General features: G+C 32.3%; 28 protein-coding genes. 14 read left to right on the top strand and 14 right to left on the bottom strand.

The annotated features are described in order from the left end of the window. Positions 1-203 precede the first annotated feature (203 nt). Positions 204-800: a Crp/Fnr family transcriptional regulator gene (locus ASG22_RS18815; protein WP_055987971.1), complete on the top strand. Its 597-nt coding sequence runs from the start codon at positions 204-206 to the stop codon at positions 798-800. 53 nt (positions 801-853) lie between these two features. Here the strand turns inward: ASG22_RS18815 and pafA are convergent, their stop codons facing one another. Continuing rightward, the gene (gene pafA / locus ASG22_RS18810; RefSeq protein WP_055987968.1) at positions 854-2500 is read right to left on the bottom strand and encodes an alkaline phosphatase PafA; all 1647 of its coding nucleotides are present in this window, start codon (positions 2498-2500) and stop codon (positions 854-856) included. 418 nt (positions 2501-2918) lie between these two features. Between pafA and ASG22_RS18805 the strand changes: the two genes are divergently transcribed. From ASG22_RS18805 to ASG22_RS18760, 10 genes are all read left to right on the top strand, one after another. Continuing rightward, the gene (locus ASG22_RS18805; protein WP_055987965.1) at positions 2919-3245 is read left to right on the top strand and encodes a hypothetical protein; all 327 of its coding nucleotides are present in this window, start codon (positions 2919-2921) and stop codon (positions 3243-3245) included. A 4-nt stretch (positions 3246-3249) separates the two neighbouring features. Continuing rightward, positions 3250-3786, top strand: a complete 537-nt coding sequence (locus ASG22_RS18800) for a GNAT family N-acetyltransferase (RefSeq protein ID WP_055987963.1) — start codon at positions 3250-3252, stop codon at positions 3784-3786. A 92-nt stretch (positions 3787-3878) separates the two neighbouring features. Then, on the top strand, positions 3879-4463 hold the full coding sequence (locus tag ASG22_RS18795) for a TetR/AcrR family transcriptional regulator (protein WP_055987961.1): 585 nt from the start codon (positions 3879-3881) through the stop codon (positions 4461-4463). Positions 4464-4529: 66 nt separating this feature from the next. Beyond that, on the top strand, positions 4530-5267 hold the full coding sequence (locus ASG22_RS18790; protein WP_055987959.1) for an SDR family oxidoreductase: 738 nt from the start codon (positions 4530-4532) through the stop codon (positions 5265-5267). A 395-nt stretch (positions 5268-5662) separates the two neighbouring features. Further along, the gene (locus ASG22_RS18785; RefSeq protein WP_055987957.1) at positions 5663-6640 is read left to right on the top strand and encodes an SDR family oxidoreductase; all 978 of its coding nucleotides are present in this window, start codon (positions 5663-5665) and stop codon (positions 6638-6640) included. Positions 6641-6801: 161 nt separating this feature from the next. Next, positions 6802-7596 (top strand): helix-turn-helix domain-containing protein, encoded by a 795-nt coding sequence (locus ASG22_RS18780; protein WP_055987956.1) that lies wholly within the window; start codon positions 6802-6804, stop codon positions 7594-7596. 114 nt (positions 7597-7710) lie between these two features. After that, positions 7711-9279 (top strand): rhomboid family intramembrane serine protease, encoded by a 1569-nt coding sequence (locus tag ASG22_RS18775; RefSeq protein ID WP_055987953.1) that lies wholly within the window; start codon positions 7711-7713, stop codon positions 9277-9279. Between the two features lie 259 nt (positions 9280-9538). Beyond that, positions 9539-10075 carry a hypothetical protein gene (locus ASG22_RS18770; RefSeq protein WP_055987951.1) on the top strand — a complete coding sequence of 179 codons (537 nt, stop codon included), beginning with the start codon at positions 9539-9541 and terminating at the stop codon, positions 10073-10075. Positions 10076-10107: 32 nt separating this feature from the next. Next, positions 10108-10365 carry a hypothetical protein gene (locus ASG22_RS18765; protein ID WP_131726215.1) on the top strand — a complete coding sequence of 86 codons (258 nt, stop codon included), beginning with the start codon at positions 10108-10110 and terminating at the stop codon, positions 10363-10365. An 87-nt stretch (positions 10366-10452) separates the two neighbouring features. Then, positions 10453-10890: a lipocalin family protein gene (locus tag ASG22_RS18760; protein WP_055987948.1), complete on the top strand. Its 438-nt coding sequence runs from the start codon at positions 10453-10455 to the stop codon at positions 10888-10890. Between the two features lie 59 nt (positions 10891-10949). Here the strand turns inward: ASG22_RS18760 and ASG22_RS18755 are convergent, their stop codons facing one another. The 5 genes from ASG22_RS18755 to ASG22_RS18735 form a co-directional block, all read right to left on the bottom strand. Continuing rightward, positions 10950-11876, bottom strand: a complete 927-nt coding sequence (locus ASG22_RS18755) for a malate dehydrogenase (protein ID WP_055987946.1) — start codon at positions 11874-11876, stop codon at positions 10950-10952. A gap of 140 nt (positions 11877-12016) precedes the next feature. Then, a complete protein-coding gene (locus tag ASG22_RS18750; RefSeq protein ID WP_055987944.1) occupies positions 12017-12568 on the bottom strand; it encodes a biliverdin-producing heme oxygenase in 552 nt (183 codons plus the stop codon). A 16-nt stretch (positions 12569-12584) separates the two neighbouring features. Beyond that, complete coding sequence (locus ASG22_RS18745) at positions 12585-14792, bottom strand: ATP-binding protein (RefSeq protein WP_055987938.1); 2208 nt, start codon at positions 14790-14792, stop codon at positions 12585-12587. A gap of 173 nt (positions 14793-14965) precedes the next feature. Continuing rightward, positions 14966-15739 (bottom strand): cyclase family protein, encoded by a 774-nt coding sequence (locus ASG22_RS18740; RefSeq protein ID WP_055987936.1) that lies wholly within the window; start codon positions 15737-15739, stop codon positions 14966-14968. 23 nt (positions 15740-15762) lie between these two features. Beyond that, the gene (locus ASG22_RS18735) at positions 15763-16776 is read right to left on the bottom strand and encodes a nucleoid-associated protein (protein ID WP_055987934.1); all 1014 of its coding nucleotides are present in this window, start codon (positions 16774-16776) and stop codon (positions 15763-15765) included. Between the two features lie 205 nt (positions 16777-16981). On the opposite strand from ASG22_RS18735, the gene ASG22_RS18730 reads away from it, so the two are divergent. From ASG22_RS18730 to ASG22_RS18725, 3 genes are all read left to right on the top strand, one after another. Beyond that, entirely contained in the window at positions 16982-17338 is a 357-nt protein-coding gene (locus tag ASG22_RS18730) for a hypothetical protein (protein ID WP_055987932.1), read from the top strand. A gap of 79 nt (positions 17339-17417) precedes the next feature. Then, positions 17418-17549 carry a hypothetical protein gene (locus ASG22_RS21510; protein WP_262483961.1) on the top strand — a complete coding sequence of 44 codons (132 nt, stop codon included), beginning with the start codon at positions 17418-17420 and terminating at the stop codon, positions 17547-17549. Positions 17550-17596: 47 nt separating this feature from the next. After that, entirely contained in the window at positions 17597-17992 is a 396-nt protein-coding gene (locus ASG22_RS18725; protein WP_055987929.1) for a hypothetical protein, read from the top strand. Between the two features lie 74 nt (positions 17993-18066). On the opposite strand, the gene ASG22_RS21050 is transcribed toward ASG22_RS18725, so the two are convergent. The 8 genes from ASG22_RS21050 to ASG22_RS21045 all read right to left on the bottom strand — a co-directional run. Continuing rightward, a complete protein-coding gene (locus ASG22_RS21050) occupies positions 18067-18231 on the bottom strand; it encodes a hypothetical protein (RefSeq protein WP_157844732.1) in 165 nt (54 codons plus the stop codon). Positions 18232-18484: 253 nt separating this feature from the next. After that, a complete protein-coding gene (locus ASG22_RS21705; protein WP_055987927.1) occupies positions 18485-18685 on the bottom strand; it encodes a phage baseplate assembly protein V in 201 nt (66 codons plus the stop codon). A gap of 247 nt (positions 18686-18932) precedes the next feature. Beyond that, positions 18933-19202, bottom strand: a complete 270-nt coding sequence (locus ASG22_RS18715; protein WP_055987925.1) for a hypothetical protein — start codon at positions 19200-19202, stop codon at positions 18933-18935. Positions 19203-20047: 845 nt separating this feature from the next. Then, on the bottom strand, positions 20048-21202 hold the full coding sequence (locus tag ASG22_RS18710; protein ID WP_055987921.1) for a hypothetical protein: 1155 nt from the start codon (positions 21200-21202) through the stop codon (positions 20048-20050). Between the two features lie 10 nt (positions 21203-21212). Then, positions 21213-21773, bottom strand: a complete 561-nt coding sequence (locus ASG22_RS21435; RefSeq protein WP_055987919.1) for a hypothetical protein — start codon at positions 21771-21773, stop codon at positions 21213-21215. A 130-nt stretch (positions 21774-21903) separates the two neighbouring features. After that, positions 21904-22251 (bottom strand): hypothetical protein, encoded by a 348-nt coding sequence (locus ASG22_RS18700; protein ID WP_131726214.1) that lies wholly within the window; start codon positions 22249-22251, stop codon positions 21904-21906. Between the two features lie 501 nt (positions 22252-22752). Next, positions 22753-23292: a hypothetical protein gene (locus ASG22_RS18695; protein ID WP_055987915.1), complete on the bottom strand. Its 540-nt coding sequence runs from the start codon at positions 23290-23292 to the stop codon at positions 22753-22755. Beyond that, positions 23261-24266: hypothetical protein (locus tag ASG22_RS21045; RefSeq protein WP_409991390.1), on the bottom strand; the 1006-nt coding region annotated here is incomplete at its 5' end. The genes ASG22_RS18695 and ASG22_RS21045, both read right to left, overlap by 32 nt.

The following is a 24266-nucleotide window of genomic DNA, read 5'->3' as shown; positions in this document are numbered from 1 at the left end:
CAGATTTTTTTTGCGAGTTTTTTTATCTAAGAATATCATATAACAAGCTTAAGACATTTAATTCTTAAAAATACCCTATTATAATTCATAAAGCTTTAATAATTTAACATAATACATGGTATTTAACATTCCCTTTTGTGGTATCTTTTCATTTTTTGGCAATCCGTTTATTTAGTATTTTTATAAAAATTAAACAGCTAAATATGATCGTTTGCGAAAACCTACTGTTTTCCCATGGAGCAAGACTACAAAACTATAATTCTGGTGAAATTATTTTTGAAGAAGGAAGTAACGTAAAATATTACTTTCAGATAAAAACCGGAACAGTTAAACTTACTAATTTTCATGAAAATGGTAAAGAATTTATCCACGGACTCCCCTTTGACGGTCATTCTGTAGCTGAAACGTATGTCTTTCACGATAAGAATTATGCCGTAAATGCTGTTGCCGTTACAGATTGCGAAATTATAAAACTGGAAAAAGAAAAATTCCGGGAACTGATGATTCAAAATCCGGAAAAATTGATTGATTTATACACGTATACTGCAGATCGGATGCATTACCGATATGTTATAAGTGCACCGCTTTCCTTGATGGATCCGCTTACTATTATGAAAAAACTGATGACTCACCTTAAAGGCTATTTCGGTTTTGAAGAACCTTTTTCATTTGCGGTTCCTTACACAAGACAGCAGCTAGCATCTCTTACAGGATTGCGGATAGAAACTGTTATAAGAACCATAAAAAAGATGGAGAAAAACAAAATCGTAAAAATCGATAACGGAAAAATTTATTACTAATAAAAAATCCTTAACCATTACAGTTAAGGATTTATATTTTTCTTTACTTGAAATTATTTTCCGATTACTTCGGTAATAGGATTTCCGACATTTCCACTTGGAAACTGAATCTTTAGTAATGAAGAAACTGTAGGTGCAATATCTGTCATAAAGTAAGGTTTATTGCTTTCTCCATGCTGAATTCCCCATCCCATAAAAATCAACGGAATGTGAGCATCATAAGAATTCCAGACACTGTGCGTCGTTCCTGTTTTTGCATATGGCGGAAGCATAGAATCATGAGAAATCAATTGAATATCACCACTTCTCTGTCTGTTGATTCCGTTAATAATTCTTTGTTTAATCGGCTCCGGAATGGTTGATTCCTGAACTTTATCAACAGAAACAGCGTAAAGATCACTAGGATCATTTTCAATTTCCTTAACGGTGAAATCTCTCACATCATTCAGCTCCAATTTGTTTTCCTTTAAAAGTTTTCTATCAAAATAAATCTGATAATTATCAATGGCATTAATCAGCTTATCAACCCCGAATTTATCTTTCAGCTTTTGATTAATCTTTTTATCCATATCTTCTCCAAAGAAACCTGTGGTGATTTTATGTTCCTGTAAAAATCCCACAGAATGAGCTCCACCGTGGTCTGCTGAAAGGAAAACTGTATATTTCCCCTTTCCAACTTTTGAATCCAAATAATTGAAAAACTCCGCCAGATCTTTATCCAATCTTAAATAAACATCTTCAACCTCAATAGAATTTGGACCGAATTTATGACCTGCATAATCTGTTGAAGCCAAATTAATTGCCAACATATCCACCACATCATCACTTCCTAATTTTTCTCCTTCTACAGACGCTTCAGCCAGCTTTAACGTCAAGGTATTTCCGAAAGGGGTATATCTGATATTGTCTTTTTTAGCCTGATAATCTGCAGCCAAATTATTGTAAGGAAAAGTGGGCGTTTTTGAACTTCCCAACAAACCTTCCCAAGAAGAATTGTCTGGTGCACTTTCTGTATAATGATCGATCGGGAGTAATGTATTCCAACCGTTTGACACCAATTTATCCGGTAAATTCTGAGCGTTAAAAGTTTTCAACCATTGCGGCAAATCGTTCATATACCAAGTACTCGTAATGAAATTCCCCGTAGAATCATCAAACCAATACGCACCGTTTGGCGTGTGACCCGCAGGCAAAATAGAAGCTCTGTCTTTTAAAGAAACCCCTATCACTTTTCCCTGAAAGTTTGTTGCCAATCTCAATTCATCTGAAACCGTTGTCGACCAAAGATTCTTTGGAGAATGGCTTCCCACCTTTGCATTGGCAGTTCCGACAGGTTTTACATTTTCGTCGGTCGTACAATATACATTTTGCCCTGTTTCCTTATCCGTCCAGTCATTTCCTGCAATCCCGTGAATCGCCGGAACCGAACCTGTATAAATACAAGTATGTCCAAGAGCCGTAACTGTGGGCACATAAGGAATATGAACATTATTCAGAGAATATCCTGTGTTTAAAAGTCTTTTAAAACCGTCATTTCCATATTTATTGTAAAAACGATATAGATAATCCCATCTCATCTGGTCTACCACCAAACCTACTACTAATTTCGGTCTTTCTAACTGAGTATTTTTGTTCTTCTGAGCATTGATTGTAATTACGGACAAGAATGTAGCCGCCGCAATCGAAATTTTCCTAAGCATCCGGTAAAATTTTAATTAGCTACAAATTTACGGGTTTTGAAAGTTTTGGTATATGAAATTTTGATTAATTTTGATTCTTCACTTTACGATTCTCATGCTGAAAAATTGAAATTAATGGCTGCGATTGCATTAGTTGATCGGTAAATTACAGTAAATATTATTAAATACAGCATTCAAAAAAGAAGCGACTTCCTATCAAAAGCATAAAAAGTTATACGACGAATTTCAGAACACATTATAATACTTTAAGATACGTCTCTTTTTTGATTATAATATTTCGAAAAATATGCTGGCAATTCCATTTTAGAGATGAAAAACATCCAATCAGTTAAATTTATTATATTAAAATGTATCAGTTTTAAAAGATTTTAATAGATTTTAACTAAATTTGAAAATATCAATCCTTAAACTTACACAAATGAAACTGCTGAGACCCTTTTTATTATTCATTTCAATACTATTGTTCGGTTGGCTTTTTATAAGCAACATCAACCTCATTAACGTAGCAACAACACTGAATGAAGCTGAAATCAGTTCAGAAATCGGAAAAGTAAACAGCTTTACCAGTATCAACCAGCTTAAAGAATTTACGATCGAAAAGATCAATTACATGGAGGTGATCAGAAATAGATTTTCTGAAAATGCACTGATCCGAGTTGCCGTGATTTCTATTTTAGTTTTAATTCAGATCATTCTGTACGCTACAAAAGGAAATTTTTCTCACTCAAAATCATTAGATCTTTAAGTTAATGGAGATCCGAAACTTAGAAATACTAACCGAAAATCCAACTTTAGATTGGGGTTTAAATGGTTATGAAACTGATAAAATACTCGTTGTTTCCGCAATTGAAATCGGTGAATCCTTTGAATTCAATCTAAGAGAAAAAAATCAATCGTACAGTAAATTCTGGGATTTCGATTCCGACGATATTAATGATCTTAATGCAATTATTTCTCAGGGACATTCTTTCGGAGCTTTCGAAAATGATGAATTAATTGGTTGGGCGGTCTGTGATTTTCGAAATTGGAATAACAGTCTTTTCATTAAAAACATATTGGTCAGCGAAAAATTCAGAGGGCAGAATACTGGCAAACTTCTTATCAAAAAAATCAACCGGGAAGCCAGAGAACTGCAATGCAGAATCGTAGAATTGGAAACACAAAACACCAATTATTATGCAATAAAATTCTTTCAGAAGGCAGGTTTTATTTTTACAGGAATTAATACAAAATTATACAACGATTCCACAGAAACGGCTTTATTTATGAGTTTTGATGTACTCTAATACTTTATCGACAGAAACTATAAAAGATATTTTAAATTTTATTTTGTACCAATTGGTACAATTACATACCTTTGTCTCAACAAAATAAAGAAATGGCAGGAAGACCAAAAATATTCGACGAGCAGGAAGCAATCCAAAAAGCAACCGAAGTCTTTAGAAATAAAGGCTACGATACCGCTTCTGCAGAGGAGCTTTTGAATGCCATGGGAATCGGGAAAGGAAGTTTTTATCTGGCTTTTAAAGGTGGAAAAAAGGAATTATATGTTCGTTCCATTAAACAGTTTTCTGATAATTTCAGTCACAAAATCGGTAAGGCTATTGAAAATTCGGAAGATCAGATTGAATTCATCAAAATGTTTTTCTTATCTCTTGCCGAAACTGAAGATTGTGATATTGAAAGAGGTTGCTACTTGGGAAATACTTTAGTTCAACTTTCTGAAAAAGATAAAGATATTAAAAAGATTACGGTAGAATTACTAAAAGGATTACAGAAAATTTTTGCCAAAGCTATTAAAAAAGCACAACAAAATGGGCAACTGACAACCCAGGAAGATCCTGAAATTCTGGCTTGGCATTTAACCAATCTTTGGAACGGAGTTCATGTCACAAGACGTATGGAAAATTCTCCTGCGATTCTTGCTTCTATAATTAAAATGAATTTACAAATACTGCAATAAAAAAATTTACACAATTTTGTACCAATTAGTACAATTTAAAAATTTAAACAACAACAACAAATTATTATGAACATTACAGACAACACAATTTTGATCACTGGCGGAGGTTCAGGAATCGGTTTAGAAATTGCAAAAGCATTAAGTCCAGCGAATAAAATCATTATCGTTGGAAGAACAAAAGAAAAACTGGAAGCAGCAGCAAAAGATTTAGAAAACGTTTTCACGATTCAGGCAGATATTACGAATGAAGCAGATATCGATAGACTGTATGAAGAAGTAAAAACGACTTTTGGAGGAATCAACATTTTGATTAATAATGCCGGAAATGCTTACGTTTACAATCTTGCGAATGGTGGCGATATTTACAACAAAGCGGTGGCAGAATTTACTACAAATTATTTTGCACCCATCAGAATGACTGATAAATTTCTTCCTTTATTAAAACAACAAAACGAAGCCGCCATTGTGAACGTTTCATCTATTGTTGGACTTGTTCCAAGTTCTCATCTTCCGACGTATTCAGATTCTAAAGCGGCACTTCACTCTCACACAAGACTGTTAAGATACGAACTGGCAAAAGAAACCAACGTAAAGGTTTTTGAATTGATGCCACCTTTGGTTGCTACAGATTTCTCAGCCGAAATTGGTGGTCTGGAAAACGGAATTCCCGCATCTCAAGTTGCCAACGATTTGGTGAAGGCTCTTCAGGAAAATATTTATGAAATTCACGTAGGAGATACAGAATCTGTTCACAACAGTTTCTTTGCTGCTACAGAAGGCGCTTTTGCGACTTTCAACAATTAAAAATTTTCATCATTCCTAATGGGGAATTGATTCCATATATTTTATCTCCCGCAGGTTTTCTTGTGGGGGATTTTTCTTAATAATACCCGTTGTGCATTTTGATGTATTTTCGTCACTTCGAGTAGGTTTTTGAAAAAAATCGTATCGAGAAGTTTGTAATTTTGAAGACAGATCTATTCTCGATACATTTTTTCTCCACTTCATTACGAAAAAACACTCGAATCGACGTATCTAACATTAAAATTTTTCAAAATGCACAATGCGTTAATAATATAAGTTTTTTAAATTTGTTGATATATGAAAATATTGACCTCCACAACAATCAAAAATTGAACTCCACAACAAAATCCAAATCCAAAATAAACCTGAACTTTGTCCAATAAAATTTAAGTAAAATGGAAAACGTACAGACAAATAAAACAGTTTTAGTAACAGGAGGAACAGGATTTTTGGGAATTCATACCGTTCTGCAGTTATTACAGCAAGGATATGAAGTAAAAACAACCCTCCGTTCATTAGCAAAAAAAGAAAATGTCATTAAAGCATTGAAAGAAGGCGGATTGAGAGATTTTTCACATCTTTCATTTGTGGAAGCAGATCTTACCACCGACAACAATTGGGACGAAGCCGTAAAAGACTGTGATTATGTACTTCATGTTGCTTCGCCCTTCCCTGCTCAGGATCCGAAAGATGAAAACGAACTCATTATTCCTGCAAGAGATGGTGCTTTACGGGTATTGAGAGCCTCTCGTGATGCCGGAGTTAAAAGGATAGTTTTAACATCATCTTTTGCAGCAGTTGGTTACAGCAACAATAACGAAGATCACATTTTCACGGAAGAAGACTGGACCGATGTAAATACGGAACTTCCCGCTTATATCAAATCTAAAACGATTGCTGAAAAATCAGCTTGGGAATTTATCGAAAAAGAAGGAAACGAGCTGGAATTAGCTGTCATTAATCCGGTAGGAATTTTCGGTCCTGCGCTTGGCGAAATCACCTCAGCTTCTTTAGACATAGCTGTTTCTGGTATCCTTAGCGGAAATATGGAATACACCCCGACTTTCACGATGGGCGTTGTGGATGTGAGAGATGTTGTGGATATTCATATCAAAGCAATGCTTCATCCGGATGCATCGGGAGAACGTTTTATCGCTACTTCAGAAGGTGTAATGAGTTTTTATGATGTTGCAGAACTGTTCAAAAAAGAAAGACAGCAATATACTTCCAACATTAAGAAACTGGAACCTATCGGCAAGGAGTTCTATAAAGAAATGTCCAATGAAAAAGCAAAAACAGTCCTTAACTGGAACCCCAGAAGCCGTGAAGAAGCTTTGTTGGCGAGTGCAGATAGTTTAATGGCAAATTCATAATATTCCGTCAATTCGAGTAAAAATTATTTGTAACAAAGTGAAAAATAATTTTGTATCGAGAATCAATAAGTTCAAAATTCTCGGTACAGTTTTTTCAAAACTTACTCGAATTGAAGAGATTCAGGATCTCTTTTTATTTAAATTTATAAAAACATTATACATTGAAATTCAATAACCTTCAATCCTGTCATTTAGGACCAGAAATATCTCCGGAGCAATTTATTCCGGAGCATTTCTTCCTGTTTCTGTTGAAAGGCTCGATGGTGTCGTACGACGGTTACAAACATTATTCGATGAAACCCGGCGATTACTGTATTGCCCGTAAAAACCATTTGGTGCGATATACGAAATATAAAGATGAAGGAGAATTTGAAAAAGTAATTATCGCTTTTGATGAAGCATTTCTAAAGAGATTTCTGGAACGCCATCCTTATCAGGCTGAGCCTACAAATAATACAGATTCATTTCTGTTCATTCATGAAGATAAGCTGATTCATAATTTTGTACAGTCTTTAGAACCTTACTACAACGGAACGGAGCAGCTGGATGATGTTTTTGTAGACATCAAGCGTGAAGAATTACTGATGATTTTATTAAAGAACAATCCTGATCTTAAAAATATATTTTTCAATTTCAATGTTCCACACAAGATTGATCTGGAATTGTTTATGAATCATCACTTTAAATTCAACATCAGCTTAGAGCGTTTCGCTTTTATGACGGGACGCAGCTTATCCACTTTTAAAAGGGAATTTAAAGCAGTTTTTAATACAAGTCCCGGAAAATGGCTGATGAAAAAACGTCTTGATGAAGCTTATTTTCTATTGGATAAAGAACATAAAAAACCAACCGAAATTTATATTGATCTTGGTTTTGAAGATCTTTCACATTTTTCATTTGTGTTTAAAAAAGAATTTGGAGTTTCGCCGTCGGAAGTCGGTAAAACTAAAGTTTAAAAATTTTACATTTAGAAATGTGGTAACATCTGTTTCAAAGGTGATTTTTCCGCTCTTTTATATTGGTTAGTAATTTATAAAATGTAGATCTTTGAAGAAAATTTCTAATCATCAATGTACGACAAATTAAACATTACTTTTAAGCCTTTTTTTATAAGCTTAATTAGTTTATTAGTTGGATATACTTTTCTTCATTGGCTTATTTTCATAAAATTCGAACTATTTCAGCCAAAAGAAATCATTACCAATTTCGGAATTCCCATTTCTCTTGCAGCTTTAATTTCTTGGTTTTATTTGAGACCAAAACTGAAAATTTTAAATCTAAAAACCTCAAAAGACAGTTTAATTGACCTTTATTGTATTGTAGCTTGGATTGCTCTTACAATTCTATCAGTTATGTCGCAGGACTATATCATTAAAGCATCCGGAAAATTAACACAACTCAAAACAATTTCTGAAATTAATAAATCTGATCCTACAAAATATTACACCTTACAATCTTATTATATTGATAAAAATCGTCCTGGAATTTTTCTGGATGCAGAAGTAAGTGGCAGAAACAATGAAAACTTCAGCATGCAAATTTACGCTGCTATTCCAATTTTTGAAAAACCCAATGACACTATTGGCTCGATTCCTAAAGCATGGCTCGGAGTAGAATATTCTGAAAAAATCAGCAATAGATTAAAACCGGATGAAAAAGAAAAAAAATTTCGAGAATTTACCAACAAAAGTGAAATTGATTTTAGATCAAAAAATCTTTCAGAATTCAAATATTTAGACCACATAGGAAATTCAGATGAAAAGCACGGTTTTACAAATGCAGTTAAAAACAACAAATTCTTTGAAAAGACTATTTCTCCAAATCCCATTATTTTAAAAGGAATCAATGAACCTTTTGAAACAAGAAACGGAGATCAACTGGAATGGATTATTAAATCTTCATTGATTGGATCTGTTGTCTGGCTGATCATGATATTAATTCCAAAGATTGATGAAAGACATCTAAACAGAATAAAAGCAGGAAAACCGGACAAGGAAGCTGAAAGAGAAGTCAAAGAATTTCTCGATTTTTTAATTCCTAAAGAAGGGTATTTTATAACGTTAATCCTAATATACATTAATATTGCTATTTTTCTTCTCATGTTTTTTATGGGATATGGTTTCATTTCCTTTAAAGGACAGGATCTGCTGAATTGGGGTGCCAATTTTGGTCCATTAACAAAAGATGGACAATGGTGGAGATTACTAACGTGTACATTTCTGCATGGTGGAATAATGCATTTGTTTACCAATATGTATGGATTATTATTTGTAGGAATTTTTCTGGAACCGCTTTTAGGAAGGAAATATTTCTTGTTAATTTATTTATTGAACGGAATTCTTGCCAGCTTAGTAAGTCTTTTCTGGCATGATGAAACTGTAAGTATCGGAGCTTCAGGAGCAATATTTGGTATGTATGGACTTTTTATTTCATTTATGGTATTTAAAATCTTTACTCCCGAATTCAGTAAAGCATTCTTATTAAGTATAATAGTCTTTATTGGAATTAATTTATTAATGGGATTAACAGGTGGTATTGATAACGCTGCACATATTGGAGGATTATTGAGTGGATTTATCATTGGAACTTTAATGGTTATATTCATGATAAAAAAAGTTGATCCAAATGAAAAAGAATAGTTTGTATAAACTCTGCCACAACTGTAAAGTTTTTTCGACTACAAAAAGTAGATTCAGCTACATTCCTGAAAGTTGAAGACTTTTCGAAATCTTTCTTGGTTCAGGACAAAGAAAAATCAACTAACTTAGCTATTATTAAACAACCCGTAAGAATAAAACCAATCTTTCTCCATTGGAATTCAGGCAGTTTTTAATTAAGATAATTTTGAAGTTTTTATTTTATATTTACGTGATTCTAATATTGCGAATTAAAAATTAAATGAGCGCAGATAAAAATATTCTCAAAAAAATGTCCGATCAGGAACTTGAAAAATATATTCAGCCTGAAAGCAGATTTGTTCCCGAAGCTATTCAATATGCCTATGAAATCCTCAAAGAAAGAGGGAGAGTGCTCAGCTCTCAGGAAATAGAAAGAATTCAATCTTTGAGTGTAAATAATATACAGGATAAAGAAATTAATCCTAATTATATTAAAGCATCCAATCTCATATATCTTAGCGGAGCATTGGCAATTACCAATATAATTTGGCTGCATGAATTATTGAACAGCCCTTCTAATATTTTCATAGCTTTTGCCACTTTAATCTTTATTTTTGGAATAGGATATTTGATTTCAAAAGGAAAAAGCTGGGTAAAATATCTTTTGGGAGGTTTATTTCTTTTAGGACTCATTTCACTTCCGGAAGTTATTACAACAATAAAAACCAATCTCGTTTTGGCAACATTTAATATTGCACAGACAATTCTTCAAGCATGGGTAATTATTCTTCTGTTTAAAATACCGAAAAGCAATTGATTAATCCTATCATTCATCAGAAAATTAAATTCATGAAAAATTCAGACTTAAAAAATAAACCGATAACCGAATACACCAACGAAGAATTAATCAGTAATGAAAAGAAAGTAAAAACCATGACCATTATGCTTGCAGTGGCAATGGTTTTAATGTTCTTCACTAATATATTTACTTCAACAAAAGGATTCAATGCTTTTTCAATAATGCCAATGGCATTTATTCCCATATTGGTTGTAAATATTAATAATTTGAATAAACTGAAGAAGGAGATAAAAGACAGGAATATTTAATTACAAACGATTAGACCGCAAAATAATTTTATGGAATAATTTTCTGAAGTCCATTTTTTTTCTTATGTTCACAAAAAATTATTAATCATGAAAAAAATCTTATTGGGAATTATTGCTTTAGGCGCCGTATCTTGTAACAGTAATGATGATGAACCATCTCAAAATCAAAACAATATTATAGGAATCTGGAAAATACAGTCTAAAACGACTATTTCCGGAACCAACCAAACCACAGTTTTAGGGCAGGAAGTGATTGACGACTGCAAAAAACAAAGTACTTATGAGTTCCGAAATGATGGCAAATATTATCTAAACGATTACAACAGTATTGGCACCAATTGCCAGAAATCTACTGCTACTGTAGATTACACTTACAACCAGACTGAACAGAAAATTAACATCAGCGGATCTATATCAACCGTTCTGGAATCTACAACCAGTAAATTGGTTATCCTTACTCCCGATAATTATGACTACAATAGTGACGGAGTAAACGACTACATAAAATATACTTTCTATAAATAACTGAAAGAATCCGTCTCAGTTGTGAGACGGATTCTTTCAGTTATATAAAGCTTGAAATATTAAAATTTCAAATCACCATTTACTTCTCTTACCGCTTTAGCAGCTTCAGCAAACTTCAGTTGCTCGTCTGCAGTAAGGGTGATGTTTACGATTTGCTCTACTCCGTTTGCCCCGATGATAGCAGGAACACCAAGACAGATGTCGTTTTGTCCGTATTCACCTTCAAGCATCAGAGAACAAGGGATCATTTTCTTTTGGTCACAAGCAATTGCCTGAACCATTACAGAAACTGCAGCACCCGGCGCATACCAAGCAGAAGTTCCTAACAATTTCGTAAGCGTTGCCCCTCCTACTTTTGTTTCTTCGATTACATATTTTTGTTGCTCTTCGTCTAAGAATTCAGTTACCGGAACACCGTTTCTAGTTGCTTTGCTCAATAGAGGAAGCATACCTGTATCGCTGTGAGCAGCGATTACCATTCCGTCTACATCAGAAATTGGAGCTCCCAATGCTTCTGCCAATCTGTACTGGAATCTTGCAGAATCTAATGCACCACCCATACCGATGATTTTGTGCTTAGGAAGACCTGAAGTTTTGTGTACAAGATAAGCCATTGTATCCATTGGATTAGAAACCACAATGATGATCACTTCAGGAGAATGTTTTACCAAGTTTTCAGTAACGTCTTTTACGATTCCTGCGTTGATACCGATCAGCTCTTCTCTTGTCATCCCCGGTTTTCTTGGAATCCCTGAAGTAATAACAGCTACATGAGAACCTGCAGTTTTGCTGTAATCTCCTGTTGTTCCTGTAATTTTTGTATCAAATCCGTTAAGAGATGCTGTCTGCATCAAATCCATTGCTTTACCTTCAGCAAATCCTTCTTTGATATCTACCAAAACTACCTCTGAACAGAAGTTCTTCATTGCGATGTATTCTGCACAACTTGCTCCTACAGCTCCTGCACCTACTACGGTTACTTTCATAATGTATACTTTTTTTAAATTTATTAGTAAAGTTTAGTTCAAAAATTTGACTCCCAAATTTAACAATTCCTGAAAGATTGGGCAATCTTTCAGGAATTTAATTATCTTCAAAAGTAATATTTGTATTGTATTGAAAAAAATTAGTTAACGTTTAATAAGAACGTATATAATTTTTTAGCTCCGGATAATACTTCGTCGTATTTTTCTTCCGTAACTTCTGTATCAAGAACTTCTTTAAAGTTTTTCCACATCGGTCCTGTATTTTCCTGGTAGCATCCAAAAAAATTGAAGGTTATATCATCGAAACCTTCTGTTTTAGAAAGCTGTTTTGCAATGACGTTTCCCCCCAACGTAGAACCTTCAATCACATACATTGCTCCTAGCGCTTCGTTTTCATTATCAAATTCAAGATTGTGAGCAGCAGTTTTATTTTCAAGAGAAAGGCTTGCCAGATCTTTTTCAATTAAAGGAAGTTTTTTCCTGTTGTCTAGCTGAAGTTTTTCAGAGAAGTTATCAGAAAGGCTGTTGAAAATTTTATCTTCTGAATTCAGCAACATCAAATAATTGGTGTTGATGATTTTTTTGTAGTCTTCTAAAGTGAATGTTTTACTGAAAATTTTGTCGGAACTAAATAATTTTTCAGCTGCATCATGAAACTCCGCGGTGTTTTGTTTTAAATACTCAGATACCATGTTTCTTTATTTTGAATTAAAGTTCCGCAAATTTAGGTTTTTGAAACGTTAAAATGAAACAAGTTCCGTTATTATCGCTTTCGTATTCTACATTTCCGCCGATTCTTTTCATAATTCTATGCACAATAGACAATCCTACCCCATTCCCTTTGAATTTCTTCGCATTATCCATTCTGTTGAAGATCTTAAACATTTTATGTTGCTGATCTTTAGGAATTCCAATTCCATTATCTGAGATCCTGTAAATCACATGATCTCCTTTTTCCGTTCCTGAAATCTCTACTTTAGGTAATTCCTGCTGTGAAGAATATTTGATGGCATTATTAATGATATTTAAAAATACCTGATGAAGCAATGTTTTATCGGCAAGAACATCGGGACAATCTTTAATAACGACTTCACTTTTTGCACTGTTAAAAGTGATTTTAGCATTTTCAACAATTTTTTCAATCGTCTGAGCTGTATTCAGTCTCTCCAGCTCAATTTCGCTATATTTTGCACGGCTTAACTGCAGGACATCATGCATCATTGCAGCCATACTGTCGATTTCATCGATAATAGAATTAATCTTATTTCTGCTTTTTTCAGAAGTATCTGTAATACTTTTTAAAAGCATTTGTGCATTCAGTTTCATCACCGTAAGCGGTGTTCCCAAATCATGAGAAATGGTATAAGAAAAGCTGTCGAGCTCTTCATTTACCTTTTTAAGCTCATCATTCAGCTTCTTGATTGCCGTATAATTTTTATGTGAAGTTTCCAGAATTACATCACGCACCGCCTGTACGGCCGCAATGTTTTTGGAATTCCACCTTTTGGAGCATCCTTTGATATTTTCGGTAAAAAGATGAAAAGAAGTTCTTGGCGAGACCATCTGCATTTCTTGTCCGTCTTTTGCCACCACATCTATCTTTTTCTCCGGATTTCCTGCCCAGTTGATGTGTTCATCAAACTCTTTCCTGAACCAGATCAGGATTTCATTTTTTTCTTTTTCAACAAAGAAAATTATGATTCCTGCGGAAGATGTATCCAACCCTAATGATTCACCATACTTTCCTAAAAAATTGCGGCTCAGATAAATATTTTCTTCAACATTTTCATGCGCCCATTTAATGATTTTATCAATTACCCGACGATCGGGAGTTACACCTTCTGTTACCACATGATCATCTGAAATAATCGCCAAACCATCAGCTTCAGGAAAATTTTTAATTTTATTTTTATTCTCTACTAATGCATCAAATACGTAATTATATTTGATGAATTCTTCTTTTAATCTGGTTGTTCTGTCATTTAAACTTAAACGGTATTCAAGCTCTTTTTTAGATCTAAATGAGGAAAAAGCATTTGATGCCAATGCCGTAAAAATACCTGCCTGCACTCTGTCTTCCAGATCAATATGCTTAGGCTCGGTGTTCTGGCAAGTTACCAGCCCCCAAAGGTGATCATCTATAATAATAGAAACACTGAAGCTGGATGCCGACCCAGAATTTTTGATATACTGTGCATGAATAGGCGACATCGCACGCGATCCTGAATAAGTAAGATCTATATTTCCTTCCAATTTACTGAAAATAGGAACGGGCTCAGAATATACGTTACTGAAAATTCTTTTTCTTTTTTTAAGGTAAAGTTCTCTTGCCTGTCTCGGAATATCAGATTCCGGATAATGCAGACCAAGGTAGCTTTCTATATTTTCTTTACGATTTTCTGCAATTACTTTTCCGGACCCGTCCATCATGAATTTATACACGATCATCCGGTCATAATTCACGATTTTTTCCAGGGTATTTAAAAGCTGTTCCCAAATTTCCTGCTCATCATCGATGACATAAAAATTGTCGTATTTATTAGAAATTCGTTTGTTGGGATTATTTATAACTTTCTCAAATTCAAGGAAAATATTATTCTTGCTTTTGAAAACAGAAAAATGGTATTCTTTTCCGGAAATAAAAATTTTATCAAAATACGTTTCGTTATCCCTTCTTGTAAACTTGTCTAAAGACGTGTAAATATCGGATTCTATAATGCTTTTAAAACTTTCGGGAAAGTCCGTAATTCTTTTACCGAAAAGCTGTTCCGCATCTTCGACAGTAAAAATCTCCTCAATATTCTTACTAAAAAAAGTTATGGAACGAGATTCTGCATCAATGCCTATCAGATAACCAAAACTTTGTATGTAGCCCGGAATATGGATGGGCTCTTCATGACATTCTACAAAATTCATATAATATTTTGACCAATCAAATATAAAACTTTTTTTAAAGGTATTATGCTTTTTTACACAAAAACAGATACCACGAAAATTCACAAAACAAAGACTTTAAGAGAAGTAATTCAAGTTATTCGTTAAATATTAAATTTATTAATAATTACTGAAATTTCAGAATTATTGCCTTATTATTCTATAATAGCAACAACTCTTGCAGGAGCCGCCGATCCGCCAACAATTTTCAACGGAAATACACAGACTTTAAATCCCGAAACAGGCAGTGCGGCAAGGTTCGTAAGCTGTTCCATATGTAAATATTCTTTATTGATACCAACTCTGTGACCTTCCCAAAAATATTCGGGATCGTTGAGTTCTTTGGCTTTTTTTGCCATAAATTTCAGGGGAAGATCCCAGCCCCACTGGTCGATTCCCATTACTTTTACTCCCCGATCGATGAGCCATTCTGTTGCTGCACGGCTCATTCCTGTTCCTTTGTCGGGAAAATCCGGAGTTCCCATTAATTTGTCGCGGTCAGTTCTTATCAGTACAATATTTCCCTGTTTTATGGTAATTCCGTTCTTATCCAAATCTTTTTTGAGATCATCAACCGTAATGGCAACGAAATCTTCTTTATGCGAGCAATCAATTACAATTCCATCTCCATAGCACCACTCCAACGGAATCTGATCGATGGTTTTGGCAGGTTTCCCTTCCACCACCGGACCGTAATGCCAAGGTGCATCAAGATGAGTAGTAGAATGCAGCCCCATACTCTGAATCTTGTCGTCTGACCAACCGATCCAGTTTTTAGGAAATAATTTTGATGGAAGTCCCAGTGCCAAACGAATCAGCCAATGTGATTTTTTGTGTGATTTATGTTTAATTTTCACTTTCATAAACCACGGATCTCCCGCATTATACTGAATGGGCTTAGAAAGATCAATTATTTTTGGCTGTTCCATATGAAGATAATTTTCAAATAAAATTACACTTCTTTATCAAAATAAAGCATATAATATTTTCCTTTTTCATCTTCTCCCGTCGCTAACTTCTGACGGTCCCCGTGAATGTAGATGTGGAAGTTTTTATCTAGCTTAATGATACTTTTAAAATGTCTCTGGGTTTTCTTCACCGCAGCTTCACTGATCGGGAATTCTTCGGCAATATTGATCTGCATATCCTGCTCGTAATCTGTTTTAAAATTATTAAAACTCTCGATCACATGCTCATCTCCCAATACTTCACTCGCAAATTCATCCAGCTTAAACTCTTCTTTTTCTTTAAAGAAATTGATTGATTTATTTAAGAAATCTGCCTGATCTGCTTTAGAAACTTCAAATTCCTGAGGCAATTGTTTGGTAATATAATCTTTATACACCATTAAAGCTTCTTGTGTATGAAAATATTCGTCATCACGCTGCTTTACCTTTAAAAAATCCTCAAACCAATAATACATATCACCATTTTTGTTGTTATCAACCACAGAAAGTACATATCCGGTTTCTTTATGATTATTGTAAATTAAAGCCGCTTTATCAATTTTTGACAAACCAATTCCCTGATCTTTTTCAATATCAAAAGTCTCGCTTTGAGGAGAAATTTTCAGGAAAGATTCTCTTTTTTCGGTTTTAAAAATTCCAATTTTGTCGACCCTTTCTGTTCCTTCTCTTTCATCTTCAAAATATACGATGAATAATTCTCCGCCCTGAACTCTTGGGTTTTCGGCCGCTTCGAAAAGATGCTTTGCAATATTTTCAGATTCCCAAAGGAATTTTGCTTTGTCATCAAAAATTTCTGACACAGCACTGTACACCGGATTATTTACCAAATAAGAATCACTGTAAAAATTAAACGTTTCTTCGGATTTGAACGAACCTAAAAAATAATCTTCCAGCAATTCTGCCATTCCCTCTTCCAACTGCAACTCCTCCTGAGAAAGAATAAGCGATTCTCCATTGATTTTATTTCCGACTCTGTGTACTACTATTTTTGAAAACATCTCTTGTATATTTTTGGATTGCAAAGATATTAATAATCTCAAACAATCAACAGCATTTCATTCTGATAAAAACCCTATCAATCTGAGATCATTTCTAATAATAAAAACTCAACAGAAACAAATCAAAATACTCATTTCCAAATCATTACGTCAAATAAAAATCTAACGGAATATTTTTGGCATCATTACCTTCAAAACAATTATAATGAATTATTTAAAAGCCATTCAGGAAATTTCAGGGATTATTCCCAATATCGAAGAAGAATTAGAAGAAAAGAAAATACAGAGTTCTTACAGTGTAATTAATGCTTTTACCAATAGGATAAAAACTATGATTGTGCAGAAAGAACGGAATCTGTTATTCAAAAGCCTTAAAAAGATGAATGATATTTATCGAAACGGAGATATTATGTTAAAATACGCGGTTGAGTGTACTTTCATATATTCTCTGGACAATTCTACCACTTTTTGCAGCCCCGAATATCGTAAACTGATCTTTAGTCATATTTCAAATGATCTGCAAAAATTGTATTCAAGACAGATTTACAGTCACGGAATATAGTTTTATTACATTTTTAATGTATTTCATTACGGAATGATAAAATCCAACAAAATAAAAACACATTCAAAATCAACACATTATGAAAACAAAAATAAGAAAAATTTCCGATTGGAAAACCTTCAGAACTACTACAAACAGACATAATATAGAAATTTTGGCAACTCACATCGCTGTGATTATCGGTGTATTTATTATTGCTGCTATTATATAATTTGGTACAGTTTTAGTATCCTTAGCTGTGTCTGAAAAATATTAATTATGATGAATGTAAATATGAAAACTATTAATCAAAAAATAGCTGTTGAATATTTAAAATTTTTCTATCCACCACTTCGCCAAGAAATCACACAATTATCTGTACAGGATAATTTCGCAGGAGTAATTCAAGCAACAATTAATTATCTAAAAAAACTTCTATTGGAGTCTAAAGTAAGCATCATTGCCCATCATATCAAACTGATGGATATGATCCATAAAATCGGAGATTCGTATGTTAAACATATTATTGAAAATCTTTTTGTGAGATCATTCGAAAGCTTTAAAAAACATGCTAAGATTACACATTGGAAGCTTCTCTATCAAAATATGCCGGTAAATTTTCAGGTGATCTATAACGATCAGCGAAAACAGGATAAAATATTCTTCGGTAAATAAAAAATTAACTGAAATCCCTGAACTGTGTTTGGGGATTTTTTATGAAATTCTCAATATACTCCACCTGCAATTGCTTAATTAAAATTAGATTTTTCTCCGGAATTTTTATGCAACTCTTTCTGAGCATGAACATTTGTTTCGCCTTGAGAGTTAGTTGTATGCTTTCCAGAGTTTTCATTAATCTCTTTAGCTCTGGATTTTCTTTCTCCCTCTGCCACTTCCATAATATTGACTGCCATCAAAGAATAATCTTCAACAGCATTTGTATCATTTCACCCGCAAAACTGCTGTGACTTGCGCTCACTGTCTCTGAGATATTCATTCCTGCCATCATACTAAGGTTTTCTCCCGCCTTAAACGTCCTATTCTTCGGCGCATTCACATTAATATTTCACTGTCCATCCATCAGATACGTATTCCCACTCGGATCTTCAATAAAAACCGAACCCTCTGCATCATTCAGAATTATCTTCGTTCCCGATCTTGTATGAATTACTTTTTTGTCATTTCCTGCCGTGTGATACCCGCTCGTTTCCTTGCCATTGTAATGCGTTCCATCACAAAAGGTTTTTCGGCATTGATGGATTCAAAACTAACCCACACTTCTTCACTGATTTCAGGAATAAAATAAAAACCTTTTCCGCTAATATAAAGGATTTCTAATCTTTTAGTCTTATTGAGATTGTGTTTCAAATTTATTTTCTATCTTATCTCCAAATTGGAAAAGCTACCAGCCTATTTGTAACATAATGATCATACATTTGCTGATCATATTTTTGCTTTTCTGTCATGTCACTTATTTTTAAATCACTCATACCTCTTGGAGAATAAAAATACCATTTCCACGTCTGACTATTTTTTTCACCAAATTCATCATCTTCATATATACCTCCAAATAGCCTAATCAGAATTATTAATATTGTAATTAAAATTATTTTTTTTAACCATGTCCAGTTTCTTTAGGTGATTTCATGTTTAACTTTTGACGTAAAAATCTTATATAATTCATCCCATATTCTTCTTGGGCATCTCGTTCTCCTACATTATTTTTCCATTCCTGATGTCCTCCTAGTACATTTATGTTAGGAAATTGTTCTTGTAATGAATTTATTAATATTATAATAGCACCTAATGCTTTACTAGACATATCATCATTTCCATTACTATCCCAGAAATAATCGTGATCAAAACCATCCAGAACTTCTTCCAAAATTTAAGGGTGAAAATGAACATTGGTTCTAAATTTAGAATTAATGGGTTTATATTAGAATACTGTAGATCTTTTTGTTTAAGAAAAAATGATAATTCCTCCAATTATTAAATAAATATAAGACTGAAATAAAGTTGATATTATTTCCTCAGACAAATTGTAAGAAGACCAAGAAGAAACCCGATCTTGAAATACGCTTAAATTATTTGAAAAAGTAAAAACAACAATAAATAATGTTATTATAACTGAAAATAAAACTTATTAAGTTTCATTTTGTTTAATAGAAAAACAAGTAAAAAATTAGTTATAAATACAAGTGATGATAAGAAAAGTATCTCTTTAAAATATGAGCATTCTAAGCACTTAGATAATTGTTCATTTGAAAATGAAATCATTGATAAAAAAGAAATCGCAAATGGTATCCATAAATAAAAAATACTTAATCCAAAAAATTTCAAATATTTCATTTCTTTCATAAACCGGAAACTCCTGTCAATATGCCTATGATAACAACTATAAAAGATAATAGAAAAAACCAAAGACTTGAAAGGAGATAAAAAATTAAACTAAATTTCAAATAGCTATTTTTAACTATTTTATTTTTAATGATCAAATAATTTAAGAGATTGAGACCAATTATATATATGCATATAAACAAAGTAGATAATATCTCAATCTCTGATTTGACAATAAAAACTAATGAAATGAGAATTAGAGTTAAAATAAAAATATTAATAAATACAAGAAAAAAAGGGTGCTTTTTTTTATTATATGAAAAAAATAAAAAAGATATGATGTGTATTAATATGGAATAAATTATAAAATTTCGCATAATTCGTTTTAATCTAAGTCAAAGAATTAATAATTTTTTCTCTTTGTAAACTAACTCTGCAACCCTCACCTGGCAATATCTTATGTTTGGGATTATTTTTTTTTGCCGCTAAGAATTTCTTCAAGTATAAATCTCCTTGCTTGTAATATGTTACATAAACAGCTTCTTTTTTACAATTACAATATTCTGAAACATATTTTTCAAATAACCCTTGCGCTTTTCTAATTACTAAAGTGGCTAAATGAACTGTTCCTTCATTTGACTGTATATAGCTAACAATATCTTTATAATTCAAATCATTTCTTTTAAATTCTGTTTTATATTGATCATATAATTTTTTGGCTGTTTCAAGTTTAATATTTCCAATACCTAAATCATGTTTTGTTGCATTGTTTAGTTTTGAAGTGCCACCTATATAAACATCAAACTCGATCGCAAAATTGGGCATAAAATTTATTACTATATCATCCTGTAACCAATTTATAAATTTTCCACTATCACTTTCATTTATAATATTGTATTCGTCAGCAATTGATCCTGCAATTGCTACCGCAGGCACAGAATATTTACTTGAATAGTAATTAATTAAAGTGGCTATTTCTTTAATTTTATTAAATGTATTTTCTGTATAGGGAAAATTTTCTTTAGGATTTAAACAATTACATGTACATTTTTTTAAATTCGCCCAGGTATTTACATCTTGATTTGGAGCTTTAAAAAAAGAGTAAATAGTAAGTTTAGATGCACTATTATTATCTAAGACTTTATGAGTTATATCCCTGTAACCTTTACATGAAACTTCTTTCAACTCTTTTATTTTATCGTCATCATACTTTATTCCCCATCGTAAATTCTGTAGTTCATTCTTTGTAGGTTCTCTATTGAATTTAGTAGCTTTATAAGTATACCATTTATCTTTTTCAATTATTTGAACTTTCTTATTCTTTTCATCAAAAGGACCTTCAACTTTCAAAACCCTTAATTCTAAAGATATCTTTCTTACGTGATTTGCTCCATGATTTACTCCATTAGTTTTGCCATTTTGGATATGTCTTAGCCCTGCATTATTTTTAGTCTGTTTGCTTTCTTCGAGTATTTCCTCTTTAGCTTTACCAATAATATTTTTGGTAAAAACTCGAATCTGTCCAGATTTATTTGTTGGCTCCATACTTTATAATTTATGCATTATGACCTTTCTCTCCTGAAAGATTATGTATGGTTGTTTCACTATTTTGAATATAATCCTTTCCTGCAGAAATATCTATAGTTTCTATTGCATTTTTATGAATGTCATTTGCTTCATAAGAATAATTTTCGCTTGCTATTTTCACAATATTAGTCGCGTTAAGCATATAATCGAGTGTCGCATTCTGGATCATCATTCCACCCGCAAAACTACTGTGACTTGCTCCTGCCGTTTCAGAAATATTCATTCCGGCACTTGAAGTGATATTCATTCCTGCTGTCATACTTATGTTCTCTCCCGCCGTAAACGCCATATTCTTCGGCGCATTCACATTAATATTCCCCTGTCCATCCATCAGATACGTATTCCCACTTGGATCATCTATAAAAACCGAACCCTCTGCATCATTTAAGATAATCTTTGTTCCCGATCTTGTATGAATTGCTTTTTTGTCATTTCCTGCAGTATGATACCCGCTCGTTTCCTTCCCATTATAATGCGTTCCCATCACAAAAGGTTTTTCGGCATTATTGGATTCAAAACCAACCAACACTTCTTCGCCAATTTCAGGGATAAAATGAAAATATAAATAAACTACCAGATAATCTTATAAACTTGTGCATACAGAACATAATCAATAGAATTGTCAAAAATCACTAAAAATTCTTCTTCTCCATCTTTGTCTACATCATACAAAAGAGATTTAGATCTTCCATTTCCATATTTATTATTTTCCTCTGGATGTTTTTTTTCAATATTGAATTTGTACGTTTTCCTTTAGAATATACTTGTAATAGCATTGGATTATTCTTTAAGTCAATAAATTGATAAATATCATTTTTTTTAGACTTTAAAGTTGTCACATATCCAGAATCACAAGTGATTGTTTTATTAAAAAAAATATCCTCATATGAAAAATGATCTTTATAATTATTTGTGGTATATCCAAAAAAAAATGAGTTTTCTATTATTTTTAGATTGTACTTTTTAATTATCTCATTATTTTTTAATGAATCACCTAAATAGTACATTTTTCCATTTTTATACATTTTGTGATTATAATAGAAAATAGAATCATTTCAGCGAAGGTCTCACTATCCAGATTCCATTCCAGAAACAGTGGAATATGATGACCAACTGATATCAAAATAATCTAATAATTTAATACTGACTTTCTTTTTTTGACAATTAATCAATAATAAAAATACACAATGAAAGAACAATTTTTTTCATTATTTTTTTCTTTTTCAAGTATATATACAGGATGGATTTCATTTTTCGGAGAATCTTGAACTATTTTCCAAACCGTCTTTGGTGTTAAAAAATCACCTTTTTTATAATTAGGAAAATCATTAGGATTTTTTTAAAAATATTTTCTATCTTTTTTAATATGATAAATAAATGTTGTTGAATCTCTCGCTGCTGTATCTCCCATTTCCTTTGTCCTATTGCCTTTTTCTTCTTTAAATTGATTTTATGGAAAAAACATAACTTTTTACATTTTAGATATTTATACCCATAATAAAATCCTTTTATTCAAGGTAATTTTTTGAACATTTGGATAAATATTTTCTGTTATCAATTATTTTTTCCTGTATATCATCAAACCTATTTTTTTTAAAAGAAAAATCTAATTTCTTTGGGACTTTATAATGACATTTTTCAGTCATTAATCTTTCACTCAAAGCATCAGTTCTATAACTCAAAAGATTTGACAAGAACCAGTCTTTTTTTTGTTTGTCGTAGGTAAAAGTTAACAAATCATGGTCAAGATACTTGGGTGCATATGTGAATTTAACAGTAATAATATTTTTTATTATTTTAAAATTTACACTACCAGCTTCTTTGTTATAGTTTGAGAAAAAGAATATAGAATCATTTTTTTTTTTGTGATTTAATTTTCCATATTCAAAAATAAAATTATTACTAATAGAATCCTTATAAACATTGTCGTTTATTTTATCTAAATTCAAATCTACTTTGGCAATTACTTTATATTGTGCACTATTTAATATAAAAAAAAACAAAAATAAAATAGTTTTACTTTTTCTTAGAGATACATTCTTCGTCATATTTAAATAATATTTTTAAATTTCTTGTAAATTCTTTTCGTTCTTTAAGTCCATAAGGGGTTTTTACTTTTCCATTTATACATTGTGACACTCTTAAAACATCATCTGTATCAGCAACTAAGTTAATATTCTCCCCTGTCGGTACCGTTTTTCCAATATTTTCCCAATACCATCCAGCTGAGCCAAAAGCAAAATGCAAATTACTTGCAATAAGTGATGCGGAATCAACATCAACCATTTCTATAACTTTCTCTTTAATCGGTTTCCCATTTTTGTTTAATATTTTTTTACCACTACTATCTACTTTATCCTTATAATAAATATACTTTTCTTTGTAGAGGGGCTTTCTATCAAACAGTTCGTCTATCTTTTTATTATTTAATAATTGTGGTTCTTTTTCTAATATATAAAAGAGATACTTTTTTTGAGTTTTCCTCCAAGTTAATTGGATGATCCCTCGACCTTTGTATCTAGGACCATCTCCATCTATATTATGCTCCATACTCTTGGCATCACTATGATTTCCTGGATTATATCTTTTACCAGAGGAATATTCTAACGTAGTACCATATCTGGATGACTCATGATATGATTGTGCTAAAAAATGAATTTTTCTAATACACGTATTGATATTATGTTTTTTCATTGTATCGTTAAGTTCATCACATAGTCTTTTATAAGTTTTTTCGGATTCAGGTAATGGGCAGTTTTCATCGTAAAATAAAGATGTGATCTTTATTTTTTCAGTTTCTCGCAATGTCTGAATAATTGTTTTAATTTCGTTTTCTGTAAAATCCCTATTACAATAACATTTTTTATCCTCTTTATCCTCTACTTCAGGAGGGTTTACAGGTTCTGCATACTTTACTCCGTTGTTAGCATTAAAAACAATTTCTTTTCCTGAAGTAATTTCGTAGCCTTCCTGGGCATAAATTTTATAGCTTCCTCCGATTTCTTCTATTAAATCTCCGCCT

The sequence above is a fragment of the Chryseobacterium sp. Leaf405 genome, assembly GCF_001425355.1.
GTDB lineage: Bacteria > Bacteroidota > Bacteroidia > Flavobacteriales > Weeksellaceae > Chryseobacterium.
The sequence above is the reverse complement of the archived record's forward strand: the minus strand, read 5'-3'. Positions and strand labels throughout refer to the sequence as shown.